At 63.6% G+C, this 16840-nt stretch carries 13 protein-coding genes; 3 read left to right on the top strand and 10 right to left on the bottom strand.

Translation table 11 applies throughout. The features are described 5' to 3' along the window. Positions 1-203: 203 nt before the first annotated feature. Together LB523_RS06530 and LB523_RS06525 are read right to left on the bottom strand one after the other, a co-directional pair. Positions 204-2789, bottom strand: a complete 2586-nt coding sequence (locus LB523_RS06530) for a tetratricopeptide repeat protein (protein ID WP_224601612.1) — start codon at positions 2787-2789, stop codon at positions 204-206. 106 nt (positions 2790-2895) lie between these two features. Further along, complete coding sequence (locus LB523_RS06525; protein ID WP_224601610.1) at positions 2896-3216, bottom strand: hypothetical protein; 321 nt, start codon at positions 3214-3216, stop codon at positions 2896-2898. On the opposite strand from LB523_RS06525, the gene LB523_RS06520 reads away from it, so the two are divergent. Next, positions 3151-3369 (top strand): Hpt domain-containing protein, encoded by a 219-nt coding sequence (locus LB523_RS06520; RefSeq protein ID WP_224601805.1) that lies wholly within the window; start codon positions 3151-3153, stop codon positions 3367-3369. The two genes, LB523_RS06525 and LB523_RS06520, sit on opposite strands and share 66 nt — an antisense overlap. A 50-nt stretch (positions 3370-3419) precedes the next feature. Here the strand turns inward: LB523_RS06520 and LB523_RS06515 are convergent, their stop codons facing one another. From LB523_RS06515 to LB523_RS06490, 6 genes are all read right to left on the bottom strand, one after another. Beyond that, positions 3420-4847, bottom strand: coding sequence for a glycosyltransferase family 2 protein (locus tag LB523_RS06515; protein WP_224544730.1), 1428 nt, complete (start codon positions 4845-4847; stop codon positions 3420-3422). Beyond that, entirely contained in the window at positions 4844-5881 is a 1038-nt protein-coding gene (locus LB523_RS06510; RefSeq protein ID WP_224601608.1) for a HEAT repeat domain-containing protein, read from the bottom strand. The genes LB523_RS06515 and LB523_RS06510 overlap by 4 nt, the downstream gene beginning before the upstream one ends. Positions 5882-5883: 2 nt before the next feature. Continuing rightward, positions 5884-7638, bottom strand: a complete 1755-nt coding sequence (locus LB523_RS06505) for a YaiO family outer membrane beta-barrel protein (protein WP_224601606.1) — start codon at positions 7636-7638, stop codon at positions 5884-5886. After that, the gene (locus LB523_RS06500) at positions 7638-8030 is read right to left on the bottom strand and encodes a response regulator transcription factor (protein WP_224544727.1); all 393 of its coding nucleotides are present in this window, start codon (positions 8028-8030) and stop codon (positions 7638-7640) included. Before LB523_RS06500 ends, LB523_RS06505 begins: the two co-directional genes overlap by 1 nt. 248 nt (positions 8031-8278) lie before the next feature. Beyond that, the gene (locus LB523_RS06495; RefSeq protein WP_224544726.1) at positions 8279-8665 is read right to left on the bottom strand and encodes a response regulator; all 387 of its coding nucleotides are present in this window, start codon (positions 8663-8665) and stop codon (positions 8279-8281) included. Positions 8666-8670: 5 nt separating this feature from the next. Beyond that, positions 8671-11112: an ATP-binding protein gene (locus LB523_RS06490; protein ID WP_224601604.1), complete on the bottom strand. Its 2442-nt coding sequence runs from the start codon at positions 11110-11112 to the stop codon at positions 8671-8673. A 234-nt stretch (positions 11113-11346) separates the two neighbouring features. Between LB523_RS06490 and LB523_RS06485 the strand changes: the two genes are divergently transcribed. Both LB523_RS06485 and LB523_RS06480 read left to right on the top strand, forming a co-directional pair. Next, positions 11347-12654: an outer membrane protein gene (locus tag LB523_RS06485; protein ID WP_224601603.1), complete on the top strand. Its 1308-nt coding sequence runs from the start codon at positions 11347-11349 to the stop codon at positions 12652-12654. Positions 12655-12772: 118 nt separating this feature from the next. Continuing rightward, positions 12773-13312: a dihydrofolate reductase family protein gene (locus tag LB523_RS06480; RefSeq protein ID WP_224601601.1), complete on the top strand. Its 540-nt coding sequence runs from the start codon at positions 12773-12775 to the stop codon at positions 13310-13312. 191 nt (positions 13313-13503) lie between these two features. On the opposite strand, the gene LB523_RS06475 is transcribed toward LB523_RS06480, so the two are convergent. Next, positions 13504-14805, bottom strand: coding sequence for an HlyD family type I secretion periplasmic adaptor subunit (locus LB523_RS06475; RefSeq protein WP_224601599.1), 1302 nt, complete (start codon positions 14803-14805; stop codon positions 13504-13506). A 1-nt stretch (position 14806) separates the two neighbouring features. Continuing rightward, positions 14807-16735: a type I secretion system permease/ATPase gene (locus LB523_RS06470; RefSeq protein WP_224601596.1), complete on the bottom strand. Its 1929-nt coding sequence runs from the start codon at positions 16733-16735 to the stop codon at positions 14807-14809. Positions 16736-16840: the final 105 nt, after the last annotated feature.

The following is a 16840-nucleotide window of genomic DNA, read 5'->3' as shown; positions in this document are numbered from 1 at the left end:
TTCTCAGCGATGGAGAGTAGGGGAAGGTGGCGGGGTTGGCAAGGGGGAACACTAATCGCCGCCCTCGCGCCAAATTTCAACACCACGGATTCTTAATGACCACAGCGAGGGCCGCTTGCGGTCAGACCGCTTTGTGGCGGTGGAGCTTCAGTAGCTGCCGTTTGCGAATCTCAGGTTATGACGGAGGAAGCGTCATGATGCATTCAAAGTAGCCCGTAGGTTTCGATCCCACCAATAGTGTAGAGAGCGCTGAAGGCGCCTCCAGCAGGCGCTCCCTCCAGGAGAAGCAAGGCGGCTTCCCTGCCAGGAGATGAAGGAGCAAGCTGCACTAGGGACTTGGCATCCGAAGTCGGAAGATCGCGCAGGCGAGCGCTTGCGCGAGACAGGGCCACGGACGGCAAAAGTTCCTCCTTCAGGCCTTGTGCAACCAGCACGAGATGGAGGTAGCTGATGGTATCGCCGATGCGCCAAGATGCCGCGCTCACCACCGAGCATCGGTTCAACAGCAGCAGCGCTGGATAGCTAGCTGAATCGTGGGTTCGTAATCGCCTTTCATCGCCGGTGTAGGTGGACCCAGCATGGCACGCGTTGAGCATGACAAGCCTGTATGGGAAGTCAACGAAGTCTGACTGGATCGCCTTCACGTTGATGGCGTGCGCTCCAGCACCCCCGAGCGAGCCTAGGAACGGATCTGAGAAACTGGAAATCGAAACTCCATGTGTTGAGACCACGAGCAAATCTGCATCCGTCATCTGCGCCACGAGGCCCGCCTCATCGTCGACCTCTGCTGTACTGACGACGCGTGCCTCGACCGTGACCGCTGCAACTTCGGCTTCTATCCGCGCGAGCTCGAGATTGTCCCCACTATTGATCAGCGCGACAAGCTTAGGTTGGATCAAGGCGGATTGCGGGCAGGCCGGGTACAGCGCTGGCACAATCCGAGCCTCAAGTTTACCTTCGGCCATGCGGGCTCGCAAACCGTCATGGCCCAGAACGGCCGCAGTAATAGGAAGTATGTTATCGTGATCCTGGAGGCTGAGAATACCTGGACAAGCGGCGGGCAGCATATCAAACACTGTTTTTAGTGCGTCCCGGCTCTGTGCGGCGAAGCAATCGAGCTGCTTGGCGAAGTCCACCTTTGAGACAGAACCTTGGGCAAAAGACCTGCGTGCAAGGTGCCATTGCCCTATCGACCGAAGCGGGAGGGTGTATCGAGCGTAGCAGTTGCCCTGGAAAACCCAGATCGGAACCGGATCACTTCCGAAGGTCGGCAGGATGATGCACCACCCCTCAGCCAATCGAGTTTCCAGGAGCGAAGTTGCCGCAGCCATCGAAACCGCCTCAAACGGCGATGGGAAGCCTTGACCGACTATCCGGGAAATGGTCTCGCCGAGGTCGTCCCACGGTTTGCCGGTTAGCATGGGATCCCAGGGACTATCTCTATACTCGTCAACCCTGAGTGCGAACGGGGCGCCAAACGCCTGGACGGATAAGATGCGGTCGCGCAGATCGGCGAACTCGGTTTCCATCCCATCCGGCCGCGCGACGAGGCTATCGGCCCAATCCAGCAGCGCGAGCCAATCAGCAACGACGCTGCCGTAGAGAACTGCTATAATTGGAAGAACGTCGGCGGTAAGTCCGTCCGCCGGAAGTTGGGCGAGACGGCTCTCAATCTGGCGAATGTATTGGTCGCGAAGGCCCCGTCGATGATGGAGACGCAGGACACCACGTAGTCCGTTGTCGAGCATAACGGCTGCGGCTCTCAGCCGCCCGGCAGCGGCCGGGCGATCTCCCGACTCAAGCGCAATCGACGCGTCAATTATCTCCAACTCCAGCAGGCTCTCATAGGAGGTATCTGCGTTGAATTCGCTTCGCGCCCGAGCGATGTGAGCGCGGGCCTCCGGTAAGCAGCCCTGCCGCCGGCAGCAGGAAGCCAGATTGGCAAAGAGGTGTCCTGTTATGTCGCCGCTGGTCGACGAGTTGATCATTGACTTCAAAATATCGGCCGCTTCTTCCAGCTGCCCGAGCTCCATCTGGGCCGTGGCAAGGTTGAGGCGCAGTCGTTCCGGAAGGGAGTTCCCGTTCGCCTCGTTTAGCGTGAGCGCGGCTTTTCCAGCAGCCACCGACCCGGCGGCATCACCTCGTTCAAAGGCCAGTACTGCTTCCTGTTCATACGTCTGAGCAACAAGCAGTGTGAGATTTGCTTCTTTCGCGATCGACCTAGCGTGCTGGACGGCGCCCATGGCGGCCTCATGCGCTCCGTGTTGCGCATACAGGGCCGACGCTTGGAGGTAAGCCCTCACCAACCCTTCGTCATCGCCCAGCCGCTTGAAGACCCGGGCAATGCTGGCGAACAGTAAGGGCTGGAGGTCGGATCCAAAAATGCCTCGTTCGGCATAGCTCCACATATCGCCCGCCAGTTCAATGACGTCTCTGCGTTGATATTCCTCAGTATGAATCTCAGCCATGCGTTCGAACGCTGCCAGCCCTTTTGAGAGTTTACCGGCGGACATGGCCACACGCGACAATAGCTCCAGAAACATGACTTCATACATCGGCTGGTTCTCGCCATTGAAAAAGGCGATGACCACCTCGACGCGATCGATAATGTCGAGGCTTGAAGCTACCCCTTCGCTAACAAGGTGATTGTAATAGTCGAAGAGTTCCCAAAAGAGATCGGAGCCAACACTCTCTCTGCATAAGCGCACTAATACGTTAGGCAGATCGACGGCGCTCGACGCCCACCATGCTGGAGGCAAAGGCGAATCATCTGATTTGGCGGCATCCATTGATGTATGGCAACTGAGTTCATTCGATTGTTGCAAGGACTATTGTATCGTCGCGCTCGCAAACATCCGGCGCATGCCGGTTGGCTCCCGACAGGTTTCGCGACAATCAATGGACCTCGCACCGGCCGACATTATCCTGATTCAGGATCTTCTCGGATCGCGGTGGACGCAATGATGAAGCCGGCTGATAGCGTTGAGAATTAAACATGTAAGAAAACCGTAGACCCAACACCATTCCACTCCACCCCTCCTTCTGCTTCAATACCGCCTCCACCACGCCGGAGCACTGCCCATCCCAACCGACCCCTTCGCTCCCCTCCGCCAACGTTTCCTCACCCGCTGCGCCGATCAACTCGCCGAGCTGAAGGCCATCGCGCATCAGGCCGCTCGCCTGTCCGGCAACGACCCGCTGATCCGTCTCGCTCACTCCCTCGCCGGCGCCGCGGGCACGTTCGGCTTTGCGGAGATCAGCGCGCGGGCTTCCACGCTGGAGACGCTGCTTATCGAGCAGGCGGATGGCGCAAGCATGCGCGCGGCGCTCGATGCACTTATCGCTGAGATCGAGCGAACGCTGGCCTGAGCTCCCGACCGGGGCTCACCTCCTTGCAGCGCTGTCGCCGCCCGCCACGCCTATTTCTTGGCGCCGCCGAGGCCGGTCCTAGTCATCTCGCCCCAGCCCTGATTGCCGCGCAAAAATTGCCAACAGCCTTTCACGCGCCAGAAATTGTTGAGCTGGCGGTAGCCGAAATTCTCGATCACGGCGGCGGCCGTCAGCACGGCGAGGTCCCTGGCGCGGGGGAAGCGCTGCAGCTCGGCCTCTTCGAGGATCAGCGAGCAGACGCTGACGCAGACGCCATAGGTGAAAATGAGCGCGGTGAAGGCCAGAAGATATTCGGCCGACAGGATGCCGAGCAGCCAGAAGGCCGGGATCAGGACATAGCCCAGCACCTCGGCAACCGGTCCCAGCACGTCGACGATCAATATGTGGCCGAAGCCGAGGAAGCCGACTCGGCCATAGCGCGGGTTGAACAGCATCGAGCGGTAGCGGAAGAAGCATTCGAGCGCGCCGCGCTGCCAGCGCGAGCGCTGGCGGGCGAGCACGCTCAGCGTTTCCGGCGCCTCGGTCCAGCACACCGGCTCGGGAATGAACTGGATGCGGTATTTGCGCTTCCTGTCGCGCATATAGCGGTGCAGCTTGATGACGAGGTCGAGGTCCTCGCCCATCGAGCCCTTGGTGAAGCCGCCCACCGCCACCACTTCGGCGCGGCGGAACATGCCGAAGGCGCCGGACACCAGCATTAGCGTGTTGATGCTGCTCCAGGCCAGCCGCGCCATGAGGAAGGCGCGCAGATATTCGACCACCTGGAACAAAGGCAGTAGGCGGCGCGGAAGGTGGATCTCGCGCACCCTGCCCGCCTCGATCCTCGAGCCGTTGGCGATGCGGATCGTGCCGCCCACGGCGATGGTGCGCTCGGGGTCGTCGATGAAGGGCTGGGCGGCGCGCATCAGTGCGTCGGGCTCGAGGATGGAATCGCCATCGATGACGCAGAAGAGCGGCGCGCGGCAGACATTGATGCCGGCGTTCTGGGCATCGGCCTTGCCGCCATTTTCCTTGTCGACCACGAACAGCCGCTCGGTCATCGGCGAGGAATAGAGGCCGCGGATCGGCTGGTGCGCCAGCGCCTCCTCATAAGGGCGGTGGAACTTCACCAGCTTGAAAGCCTCGATCAGTCGCTGCAGCGTGTCGTCCTTCGAGCCGTCATTGATGACGACCACCTCGAAATTCGGATATTCGAGCGCCAGCATCGAATGGACGCTCTCGACCACGTTCAACGCCTCGTTATAGGCGGGCACCAAGAGCGCGATCGGCGGCGCGACGTCGCCATAGCGCTGCCACAGCAGCGCCGAGCGCGCCACCGGCGGGCGCTGGGACAGGGCGTAGCCGGCGACGACGAGCTGCAAAAGATAGATCGTCGTCTGCGCCAGCCCCGCCCCGATGATGAACCAGGACAGGATGGTGGCGGCAAGAACGACCTCGTGGCTCCAGTCGGCGATCATAGGGCCGGCCCCTCGGCAAGAATGAGCGAGGCGGTGCGCTGGCTGCGCGACACCTCGGCGGAAGCGATCTCGCGCAGCAGCCGCTCTCCCGGCTGCCCGAAGGAGCGCAGCGCGTTGGCGGCGGCATAGCGCACGGTCCAGACCTCGTCGTCCAACAGCGTGGACAGCGGCGCGGCAAGCTCGGGCAGGCCGAGACGGCCCGCGGATTCGGCGGCGGCGGCGCGCACGTCCCAGTCGTCGTTGGCCATGCCGCGCTTGAGGATGGCCGAGGCCTCGGCGTGCCCCGTCAGGCCCAGCGCCCGCAGCGCGGCGGCGGCAACCTCGGGCGCGGCATCGCCGGTCAGCCCGGCGAAGAAGTCGGCGAAGCCGAAACCGCCGGCCCGCGCCAGCGCGTCGATCGCGGCCGCCCGGATGAAGGGCGAGGCGTCGACGCGCGACGCGTGTACCGCAAGCTCGTTGAAGCGCGAGCGCGGAAAGCGCCGGAACAGCTCGATCAGCCGCCGCGAGCGCTGCCCCGCCACGCCGATGAAGTCCAGCGCGGTGCCGAGCAGAGGCAGGCTGCCGAGATCGCAAAGCGCGATGGCGGCCGCGATCCTGACTTCGCGCGCGCGATCCTGGGCGAGTGCTGAAAGCAGGTTTGCCGACGCATCGTCCGAACCCAGCGCCGCCAGCATCTCGGCGGCGTGGATGCGTTCGGCGACGTTGCCTTTCCGCAGCTGCCTTGCGACACGGGCCGGCAGGCCGCATTCGTTGAAGGCGACAAGCACATCGTCCCTCTCCTCGCCGCGCAGCAGCGAAATGAACTCGAAGCCGGCGTCGATCGCCACGCCGGCCGGCACGCCAAGCACCGTCGCCTTCAACGCCTCGCGATCGCGGTTTTCAGTGAACGCGATCAGCGCGGTCAGAATCTGGCGCCGCTGCTCGGCCGCCGCCCTGCCCCGGCGCTCCTGCAGCACGCGGCGCGCGATCAGCAGCAGCATGATCACCAGGGACAGCGCGCTGAGCAGTATCGACAGGTCCCAGATGTACCACATGGTCAGAACCGCGCCGTCACGCCGAGGCCGAATATGTTGCGGTCGAATGTCGGGCGTTCTTCATGCGCGATACTGGCGCGCAGCGTCAGCGGATCGCTGACGTCGAAGGAAAGACCGCCGAACACGGTGCGCGTCGGGATCAATGCGCCGTCGTCGATCTCTGGGGCGTCGGCATAGCCGGCGAAGACGTTGAAACGCTCCGTCACCGCAAGGTCGGCGCGAAGCACATAGCCGTCGGCGCGCGTGCCGGTATCGTCCTCGGCATGCACCCAGCGGGCCGAGAGCCCCAGGCGGCCGTCGAAGACATAGCCTTGGATCCAGGGCTGGATGCTGGTGACGCCGGTATCGGCGAAATCGTCGTAGCGGGCGTCGATGTTGAGCGAGAGTGGACCGAACGCCTTTGCCGGCGCCACCACCTTCCAGGACGCGCCGGCGCCGACGGAATAGCGCGCCAGAAAATCGGCATCCGGGGTCGCCGCGGCGAGCACATAAGCGGAGAAGGCCGGCGTGAAGGCCTGGTCGATGCGGCCCTCGAGCTGGACATCGCTGCGGCCGAAACGGGTCGCCAGTCGGGTGTGGCCGGAAATGGTCGTGCGCGGCGAAAGCCGATAGGCAAGACCGGCCGAGCTGTCGGTCCAGTCGCCGAGACCATTGGTGAGATCGCTCACCTCGCTGCCGATATCGAGCCGCCATTCGCAGGGCGGCGGCACGGAGAGCCTCTGCTCGATGTCGGCGGAGCCCGGCTCGATGGCGAGCGCCTGGGTGTACGCCTGGCGCGCGGCCTCGTCGTCGCCCTCGGCGCGGCGCACATCGCCGATCCCCACCAGCGCCTCGGCATTGCGCGGTTCAAGCGCCAGTACGCGCTGGAACGACTGTTCGGCCCGCCGATAGTCGCCTTCGAGCAGGGCGATCCTGCCATCGAGGTCGAGCGCCTCGGCATTGTCCGGCGCGCTGGCCAGCGCCTCGTCGACCAGCGCACGGGCGCGCGGCGTGTCGCCCTGCCAGATCGCCAGGCGCACCTTGCCGAGACGCGCATCGAGAAGACCGGGCTTGATGGCCAGCGCCTGGTCGAAAAACTGACCGGCTTCGTCGAAGCGCTGGCTGGAGCCGACGACAAAGCCAAGCGCGACCAGGATGTCGGTGTTCTTCGGCGCCAGCTTCAGGGCGCGGCGATAGGCCTTCTCCGCCTCGGGCAGGTTGCCTGCCTGGCGTAGGCGCCTGCCCTCTTCCATCAAGCCGGGGACGGGATCGGGCCGGTGATGCGGTGGTTTCTTCACCGCCGCCGGGGCTGCGCGAACCGGCTTCGGCTTGCTGATCACCCCCTGTTTCGCCTTGCGGATGTTTTCGACCAGCTTTGCTGCGTCGGCATTGCTGGGGTCGGCCTGCGCGACCTGCTCGGCAAGCGGTAGTGCCGCGTCCAGATTGCCGGACCTGAACTCGACCTCGGCCATGCCGAAAGAGGCATCGCGGTAAGTCGGGGCAATGGAAAGGGCTTTGGAGAAGGCGTCGCGCGCCGCCTGAAAATCGTTGCGGCCAAGCTCGGCGAAGCCAAGCTGGACCAGCGCGTCGGCATTGTCGGGCTTGAGCGCCAGCGCGCGCTTGAGCAGGTCGGCAGCCTCGTCGAAATGCTGGGCCTGCCTCGCCTTCACGGCAGACGCGTAGAGCTCGTCGGCCGTCTGCGCCAGCGCTGCGTGCGGAGCAGCGGCGACAGCCAGGATCAGGCAGGCGGCGAGGCTCAAGCGCCGGCCGCGCCGCATCAGCGCTTCCCGCTCTTGCGAGCGATCAGCCGCGCCAGCCTGGCCAGAAGTTCCTCGGGGATGAACGGCTTCACCAGATAGTCGTCGGCGCCCTTTTCCAAGGCCGAGACGATGTCCTTTTCGCCTTTGCGGGCAGTCAGCATGACAACTGGCGTTCCAGACAGAGCCGGGTCGCCCTTGATGCGCGCCAGCACTTCTAGGCCGTCGACCTTCGGCATCATCGCGTCGAGCACGATGATGTCGGGTTCGTCCTGCTGCGCCTTGGCCAGCGCTTCGGCGCCGTCAGCGGCCTTGATGACCTCGTATCCCTTCGCCTTCAACCTGAATTCCATCAGCTCGAGCAACAAGGGATCATCGTCGCAGATCAGAACTTTTGCCTTCTCTCCATTCACCAGTCCCGCTCCGGTTCCGTCGCCCCCCGGAGTGATCGCCCATGAACCCACATCCGCCAATGCGGTTCATGCCAAGGTCCACAAGGGCAATCCCAAGCAGGACCATTCCGCGCAAATCATAGATAAGCCGATTCGCGACGATCGCATTTCGATGCAATCAGTAGATGAATATCGGCGTATGGTATAGGAGGCGTAAACGGCAAACAGAGCTTGCCGACAACCTTCTGCCACCGACCTGTGTCGGCGCGTCAGGCCAGGCCGCCGGCCGACGAAAGCAGCTTCCTGACTTCACCGGCAAGCGCCAGCGGGTCGAAGGGCTTCGCGATGACGCCGACCGCGCCCATGTTCAGATAGCGGTCGACCTCGTGCGTCTGGGTGCGCGCCGTGATGAACACCACGGGTATCGACGCCGTCGGCTGCGATGCAGCCAGACGCCTCAGCGTCTCCGGCCCGTCCATGTCCGGCATCATCACGTCGAGCAGGATGAGGTCGGGCCGCCATTCCGCCGCATCAGCCAGCGCCTGGACGCCCGAAGCGCAGGACCGCACCTCGAATTCCGGCTCGAGCTCGAGCGACATCTGGGCGATTTCGCGGATGTCGTCCTCGTCGTCCACATAAAGGATTCTTGCCGGCATAACCGTCACTCCTTGGCTTGCGCGGAGGCTCCCGCGCCGTCGCGGGCCGAAGTCAACATGTTTCTGACCAGCCTTGCGACATCGATCTCCGACGACTTGGTCTTGGTCATGATTGCCTGGATCCGATCGCCCAGCTTGTCGTCCAGCTCCGCCGCGGAAAACACGATGACTGCTGTTTCGAGCGGCAGATCGGCAAGCAGGTCCAATCCCGATCCGTCTGGGAGCGCGATGTCCAGGATGACAAGATCGAAACGATGGTTCGCGACCGCGGCCTGGGCGTCCTTGAGCGTTTTCGCCGAGGTGATCGAGACGCCCGACCCTAGGCCCTCCGACATCACGGCGAGCACGCCCTCGTCGTCCTCGACATGCAGAATCCGCGGCTTCGGCTCGACCTTGCGACCGACGATCTTGGCGAGAGCGGCGTGAAGACGTTTCGAATCCACCGGTTTCTCCAGCCAGTCGACGATGCCGACCGCGGTGCCGTTCAGGGAGCGCCTGGCCTCGTCGGCGACCGCGGAGATGACGATCACCGAAATGTCGGAATTCACCGGCGAGGCCCTGATATCGTGAAAGAGCTTGATGCCGGATTCCCCCGCCAGCTTGATGTCGAGCGTCAGCGCCACGTAATCGCGGGAGGCCAGCAGAGCCTTGGCGGTGCCGATGTCAGGGGCGACGTCGCTGGAAAAGCCTTCGGCGTCGAGAAGTGCGGCGATCACCGCGGCGACGTCGGGCTCGTCCTCGCAAATCAGGACACGCAGGCGGCTATCGCGCTTGCGCGACCGGCGCTCGACAAAGACCGGTTTTTCCTCCTGCCTGTGCGCTTCGGCCAGGTCGACGTGAAACGACGTTCCCTTGCCTTCCTCTGTTTCGAAGGAAACGGCCCCGCCCAGCTTTTCGACAATGGTCTTGACGATGTTCAAGCCGAGGCCCGTGCCTCCCTTCCTGCGTGTGCTTGACGCGTCGGCCTGCTCGAACTTGCCGAATATGCGGCTGCGGAACGCTTCGGGAATGCCGGCGCCCTCGTCGATCACGGAGATGCGCAGCACGTCGCTGTCACGGCGCTGCAACTTCACCATCACGGTGCCGCCGTGGTCGGAGAACTTGATCGCGTTCGACAGGAGGTTCGCCATCACCTGGTGCAGGCGGTCGGGGTCGATATTGGCCTCGGCGCGCGGCGCATCATCGACCAGGACGATGCGGATCCTGCTCTCGGCCATGTAATTGGAACTGGCGGCGATGGCCTGCTCCAGGATCGGGCGCAGGGGCATCTGCTTGATCTTGAAGCTGATCATGCCCGATTCGATCTTCTCTATGTCGAGGATGTCGTTGATGAGAAGAACCAGCCTCTCGCTGTTGTTGTGGGCAATGTTGACGAGATTAGCCGCCTTGGGAGGCAATTCGCCCGCGACGCCCGCCGCGATCAGGCCGAGCGAACCGCGGATCGACGTCAGCGGTGTGCGCAGCTCGTGGCTGACCGTCGAGATGAAGTCGTTCTTGAGCTGGGCGTTTTTCTTCTGCTCGGTGATGTCGCGATTATAGGTAATGACGCCGACGATCTTGCCGGTCTCGTCGCGAAGGGGAGCCTTCAAGGTGTAAAGCCAGCCCTGGCTGCCATCTGGGAAAAGCGCGGGCTGGTCGATGCGCGATGTCAGCCCGGTCTCCAGCGCGCCCATTTCATCCTGCCTGAAACGCTCGGCCACGTCCTTCGGATAGAAATCGAAATCCGTCTTGCCGATAAGGTTCTCGGCCGAGGCGGCGCGCATCATTTCGGCGGTGGCCGGGTTTGCAACCACAAAGCGGCCGTCGGCATCCTTCACGTTGAGGCAATCCGGCAGCTCGCGGACCATGGCGCGGTAGATCATGTTGGACATGGCGAGATCGCGACGCCGTTGCTGCCGGTCGAGCAGCACGCCGATGATGAAGGTGCCGAGGAATCGGAATACCAAGGACGGCAGCGTGCTCTGCTGAACGAAGGTGGCGAGGACCTGCTGGGGAATGGCCACAAGCGTGATCAGCCCGGCGAGCGCGACCGTCACGCCCAGACCGAGTATATCGAGCATGGTGCGCGAGCGGACCGCGACGACGTGGTGCCACGCCAGCCCGACGATGGCCGTGATCAGGATGCTCATGATGCCGACACTCGCGCCCTGCCCGCCAAGATAGGCGCGATAGGCAATGGAGCCTGCGGTTGCGACGAACATCGCCGGCCATCCGCCGAAGAAGGCGGCCGCGCCGATAAAGGCGGCACGCAGGTCGACCGCAAAACCGGAGACGTTCAGGGCCGTCGCCATGGAAATGATCGAACCCGCGCACATGACCGCGCCCAGAATCAGCGACTGCATCAACCGCGGCAGGCGCCCGGTGAAATCCGCCACTAGGTCCCAGGCGACGACTAGGATCGAGACGAGGGCAAGATTGCCCAGGAGTGAGCGCCAGATCTCGGTCATGACTTTCCAGCTCCTTTTTGCCGATAGATACCGGCAAAACCTATCCGAGGTCTAAAGAGCCCTGCGCATCGCCCGCGCTGGACTGATTACCGCCTCGGGCTGGCCATTTTGGGAACATCGCCTGCTTGCACCTGTCGTTACGGCAGTTTGCCCGTGGATGTGGTATTTTTGCCACCACAAATTCCCACAACCCCTGCTAGAACCTCGACGGGTTTTAACTTGGGGTTATGGGCTATGCTTCTTCGTATTTCTGCGAAATCCGTTTTGCTGGGCGCCGTTTCGGCCGTCGCTTTGATGTCGGCCGCGCAGGCCGCCGACGTGGTTCAGGAGCAGGCGGCTCCGGGCTTCAACTGGAGCGGCGTCTATGTCGGCTTCGGCCTCGGCGCCGGCGCCAATGTGCACAAGCTCAGCAGCGATTTTGTGCCTGTTTCACTGAACGGCATCGGCGGCGAAGGCGTCTACGGCCAGGTGACTGCCGGCTATGATTACATGGTCTCGCAGCGCTTTCTGCTCGGCGGCCTGATCGACACGCATGTCGGCACGATCAAGACTTCGCTCGATGCCGGCGGCTTCAATGCCGACATCAAGGAGACCTACGGTTTCGACGTCGGCATGCGCGCCGGTTATCTGCTGACGCCGAGCACGCTGGGCTACGTTCTGGGCGGTTACGCCTGGCAGAAGTACAAGCTCGACAGCAATGCCGGTATTGGATTCGATTGGGATCAGGGCGGCTACTTTGTCGGTGCCGGTGTCGAAACTGCGATCAACAGCAACTGGACGCTGAAGGGCGAGTATCGCTACACCCGCTTCAGCACCAACGACAGCCTGCTCTCGGATGCAGGCCTGCCGGTGCCGGACGGCACGCTCAACCTGGACACCTCGCGCCATACGTTTGAGGTCGCCGCCAGCTATCGCTTTAACGCCAATGACGGCGGCGGCGCCAGCTTCGAGACGCCTTCCTACAACTGGACCGGCTTCTATGTCGGCGGTGGGCTCGGCGCCGGCGCGGTCGTGCACCAGATCGAGATTCCGCCCCTCGCCGGCGCCAAGTTCAATGGCCTCGGCGGCGAAGGCGTGTTCGGCGAAGCCAGCATCGGCTACGACCAGGACATGGGCAGTTGGGTGGTCGGCGGCCTCGTCGACGCGCGTCTATCCGGCATCAAGTCGAAGCTTGAGCTGGGCGGGTTCCTGGGTGTCGATTCGATCAACCTCAATACCGATTATGGTTTCGACGTGCTCGGCCGTATCGGCATGAAGGTCAACGAGGCGACGCTGGCCTACGCGCTCGCTGGCTACAGCTGGCAGCACTTCAAGCTCGATGCTCCGGCACCGCTCGACGCCGATTGGGGCTCCAGTGGCTTCTCGGTCGGCGCGGGCCTGGAAACTGCCCTGTCGGACAAGATGACCGTCGGCATCGAATACCGTTACTCGCAATTCGAGAAGGAAGACTTCTCGGATGCATTGCCGATCCCGAGCGGTCTCGCGATGGCGACCCCGTCCTTCCACACTGTGCGGATCGACGCCAAGTACAAGTTCAACTAAGCCAAGGCCTCCAGCCAAAGCGAAAGCCCGCCGGTCATTCCAGCGGGCTTTTTTATTTTGTCGGGAACACGCCGGCGTGACCGTCCTATGGTGCGAGACCTGACCAATAGAGGAAGCCATGAGAAAGCTCATCGTCACCGAATTCATCAGCATCGACGGCGTCGCCGAGCACGACAGGCTGCCGAACGTCGCCTGGAACGATGAGATGCAGGCATTCAAGGAGGATGAGCTTGCCGACAGCGGCGCCATGCTTCTCGGACGCGTGACCTACGAAATCTTTGCCGGCCACTGGCCTGCCGAAAAAGGCGACTTCGCCGACCGCTTCAACGCGCTGCCGAAATATGTCGCCTCGGCGACCTTGAAAGCGGTCGACTGGCATCCGGCCGAATTGCTCGAAGGCCCACTTACCGATGCGGTCACCCGGCTGAAGCAACGAAGCGGCGGCAACATCTATGTGCATGGCAGCGTGAATCTCGCCCGGCAACTGCTCGGCGTTGGCCTTGTCGATACCCTCAGACTGCTCGTTTATCCGGCAGCCGCAGGCCAGGGCGAACGGCTTTTTCCTTCGGACAAACCGACAGCGCTCGAGCTTGTTTCGGCCGTGCCGTTCAGCAATGGCGTGGTGGCGATGGAATACAGGGCGGTCGCGAAAGCTTAGACTAGATCAGGATGACGTTTTGTTGAATCGCCATCCTGATCTAACTCTTTGTTGGAGCATGATCTTCTCCGAAAACCGGTTCCCACTTTTCGGGATCATGCTCTAGAGGCGCGGTTTCCGTCCGGAATTGCGTCAAAACAAAGCGATAAGCGTTTCGCCGTTTCCGTGAAACGGTGAAACGTACTGGTGGCCTACTGTCTAAATGCCCGGCTGATCTGATCCTGCAGCGGCTTGACCAGATAAGACATCACCGAGCGATCCTCGGTCCTGATGAAGGATTCCACCGGCATGCCGGGAACCAGCTTGACCTCGCCGAGCCGCGCGACCTCGGCGGCCGTCGTGGTGATGCGGACGGTGTAATAGCTGACGCCCGTGCGCTGGTCGGTGGTGATGTCGGGCGAGGTCCGCTCGACGACGCCGTTGATCTGCGGCGTGGTGCGCTGGTTGAAGGCCGAGAAGCGCAGCGAAGCGGGCTGGCCGACCCATAGCTGGTCGATGTCGCTCGGCGCGATCTTGGCTTCCACCGCAAGGCTGTCATTGTCGGGCACGACCTGCATGATCGTCTCGCCCGGCTTCACCACGCCGCCGATCGTATAGGCGATCGACTGCTGCACGACGCCGTCCTGCGGCGCGCGGATGTCGACCCGCTTCAACTGGTCCTCGGCGGCGACCTTGCGCTCCAGAAGCTCGCCCATCTGGCCGTCGACGTCGCGCAGGTCCTTGTTCACTTCGGTGCTGAGGTCGAGATCGATCTGGATGATCTGCAGCTTGATCTCGGCGATCCGCCCCTGCGCCTGAGCCTGGGCCGCAATCAGCTGGCCGCGCTCGCCGTCGAGGCGCGTGGCCTCTCGCTCGGTCTGGGTCAGCCGGTCGATGGAGATGAGCTTCTTGGCCCAGAGCGTACGCACCGAGGCAAGCTCCTTCTGCACCAGCTCTATCTCCTTGCTCTTGGCCTCAGCCTGCGCCGTGTCGCCGGCGATCTCCTTCTCGAGTTGCGCGATGCGCTCCTCAAGCTGGCTCTTCTGGCCGGCGCGGGACGTGCGCCGTGTCTCGAAATGCTGCTTTTCGCCTGCCACCGCCTCGGCGACGTCGGGATCGGCAATGCGGTCCAAAAGCTCGTTCGGAAAGATGATGGCGTCGCTGCCGCGGCGCTCCGAATCGAGGCGCGCTTTGCGCGCGGCGAGCTGGTCGAGCGCCTTGCTCACCACGCCAAGGTTGGCTGCCGGCACGGTGCGGTCGAGACGGACCAGAAGATCTCCCGCTTTCACGCGGTCGCCGTCCCGGGCGTCGATCTCCGCAACGATGCCGCCGGTGGAATGCTGCACGTCCTTGACGTGGGAATCGACGACGAGAGCGCCGGGGGCGATGACCGCGCCGGCGATCTCGGTGACCGATGCCCAGCCACCGACGCCGCCCGCAAGCAGGAGCACCACGCCGATGCCAAGCCGCGTGTAGAAGCGGATGGATAAATGCGAGGCGCCTGATATAGCCATGTCAGCGCCCTGCCTCGGTTCCGTCGGCAACGGCCAGATGGGGACCGTCGGAAGCCACTCTCAGTTGCGGGGCGCCGGTCGGCACCGGCCGCAGCGTCGGGAACATCTTGGCGAACACCTCGTCCTTCGGGCCGAAGGCATGGACGCGCCCCTGGTTCATGGCCAGCACGAAATCGACGGCCGCCAGCACGTTCGGCCGGTGCGCGACGAGCACGACAACCCCGCCCCGTTCGCGGACGCCCAACATGGCCTTGATCAGGGCCTGCTCGCCATCCATGTCGAGGTTGGAATTCGGCTCGTCCAGGACCACGAGGAAAGGATCGCGATAGAGCGCGCGCGCCAGCGCGATGCGCTGGCGCTGACCGGCCGAGACCGCCTCGCCATGCTCGCCAATCTCGGTTTCGTAGCCTTCGCGAAAACCGACGATGAGCTCGTGCGCGCCCGCTGCCTTCGCCGCGGCGATGATGGCGCCGGCGTCCGCGTCCGGCTCGAAGCGCGCGATGTTCTCGGCCACGGTGCCGGCGAAGAGCTCGACATCTTGCGGCAGGTATCCGATATGGCGGCCGCGCTCCGCCTGCGACCATTGATCGAGGTCGGCGCCGTCCAGCTTGATGCGGCCGGCGACCGGTTGCCAGGCGCCGACAAGCGCGCGCACCAGCGTGGATTTTCCCGACCCGCTCGGTCCGATGATGCCGACGCCATGGCCCGCCTCCAGAGCGAAGCTTGCATCGTGGACCAGCAGTCTCTGGGTGCCCGGGGCGCCGACCGAGACGTTTTGCATGCCGACATTCGCGCTCGGCGGCGGCAGCAACATCGGCTCGGTTTCAGCCGGCAGCGCCGCCAGCACCCTGTTCAGCCGCTGCCAGCCCTGGCGCGCGGTCACGAAGCCCTTCCAGTTGGCGATCGCAAGATCGACCGGAGCCAGCGCGCGGCCGCTGAGGATCGAGGCGGTGATGATAATACCCGCCGTTGCCTGCCCCTCGATGACCAGCCAGGCGCCGAGACCGAGCATCGACGACTGCAGCAGCATGCGCAGGACCTTCGATATCGCGCCGAAGCCGCCGGCCACGTCGCTCACCTTGCGCTGCTCGGCGATGTAATCGAGGTTGGCGTCTTCCCACCGCGCGGTCAGACCGCCGGCCATGCCCATGGCGGCAACGACTTCTGCGTTGCGGCTCCCAGCCGAGATCAGACCGTTGCGCCGAATACCGGTCAAAGTCCCGGACGACACAGGCTTTCGCGTCAATCGCTCGGCAAGCACGGTCAGAGCCACCAGCACGATCGCCCCAAGCAGCGCTGTCACGCCTAGCAACCAATGGAACATGAAGATGATGACAAGGTAGAGCGGCAGCCAAGGCAAATCGAAGAGCGCCGTCGGCCCCATGCCGGACAGGAAAGCACGCACGCTGTCGAGGTCGCGCATCGGCTGCAGGCTATCGCCCCCGCGCCCGTTTTTCAGCGGCAACTGCAGCATCGACGCATAGACACGGCGGCCCAGCGCCTCATCCAAGGCTCCGCCAATGCGCACAAGCACGCGACCGCGCACGAAATCGAGAATGCCCTGGCCGCAATAGAGGATGACCAACAACACGGTGATGCCGATGAGTGTCGGCAGGCTGCGGCTCGGCAACACGCGATCATAGACCTCGAGCATGTAGAGCGAGCCCGCAAGCATCAACACGTTGAGCACGCCGCTGAACAACCCGACCGCGAGGAAAGCCGACCGGCAGGAGCGAAGCGCCTCGGCGAGTTCGGAGCGCGCGGATTGCGCTCGCCGGCCTGTCGGTTTTGCCGGCCGCTTGCCGCCTATAGGCGCATTGGTTTGCCTGGCGATATCGCCGATGCCGCTGTCCGGCGTGGGCCGGCGCGCGCGAAACAAAGCCAAGCCGCCGAAGCCCACCATCGCCACACCAAAAAGCGTCTCCCCCATCGACCCGGGCCGTCCTGGCGAAAGCCAGCCGTTGCCGCCGAGAAGGAGCAGCACAGCGCAAGCAACCAGGACCAGGCCGACGAGCCTTACCTTTGCCTGCGCTGA

The sequence above is a fragment of the Mesorhizobium sp. ESP-6-4 genome (assembly GCF_020164735.1).
GTDB lineage: Bacteria > Pseudomonadota > Alphaproteobacteria > Rhizobiales > Rhizobiaceae > Mesorhizobium.
Note: the sequence above shows the minus strand (reverse complement) of the source record. Positions and strands in the feature narration are given on the sequence as shown.

Bases quoted from the DNA above. Each gene is read 5' to 3' on its own strand.
- LB523_RS06485 (WP_224601603.1), top strand. From the start codon at position 11,347: ATGCTTCTTCGTATTTCTGCGAAATCCGTTTTGCTGGGCGCCGTTTCG.
- LB523_RS06530 (WP_224601612.1), bottom strand. From the start codon at position 2,789: ATGGATGCCGCCAAATCAGATGATTCGCCTTTGCCTCCAGCATGGTGG.
- LB523_RS06515 (WP_224544730.1), bottom strand. From the start codon at position 4,847: ATGATCGCCGACTGGAGCCACGAGGTCGTTCTTGCCGCCACCATCCTG.
- LB523_RS06495 (WP_224544726.1), bottom strand. From the start codon at position 8,665: ATGCCGGCAAGAATCCTTTATGTGGACGACGAGGACGACATCCGCGAA.
- LB523_RS06475 (WP_224601599.1), bottom strand. From the start codon at position 14,805: ATGGCTATATCAGGCGCCTCGCATTTATCCATCCGCTTCTACACGCGG.
- LB523_RS06490 (WP_224601604.1), bottom strand. From the start codon at position 11,112: ATGACCGAGATCTGGCGCTCACTCCTGGGCAATCTTGCCCTCGTCTCG.
- LB523_RS06480 (WP_224601601.1), top strand. From the start codon at position 12,773: ATGAGAAAGCTCATCGTCACCGAATTCATCAGCATCGACGGCGTCGCC.
- LB523_RS06505 (WP_224601606.1), bottom strand. From the start codon at position 7,638: ATGCGGCGCGGCCGGCGCTTGAGCCTCGCCGCCTGCCTGATCCTGGCT.
- LB523_RS06510 (WP_224601608.1), bottom strand. From the start codon at position 5,881: ATGTGGTACATCTGGGACCTGTCGATACTGCTCAGCGCGCTGTCCCTG.
- LB523_RS06470 (WP_224601596.1), bottom strand. From the start codon at position 16,735: ATGGGGGAGACGCTTTTTGGTGTGGCGATGGTGGGCTTCGGCGGCTTG.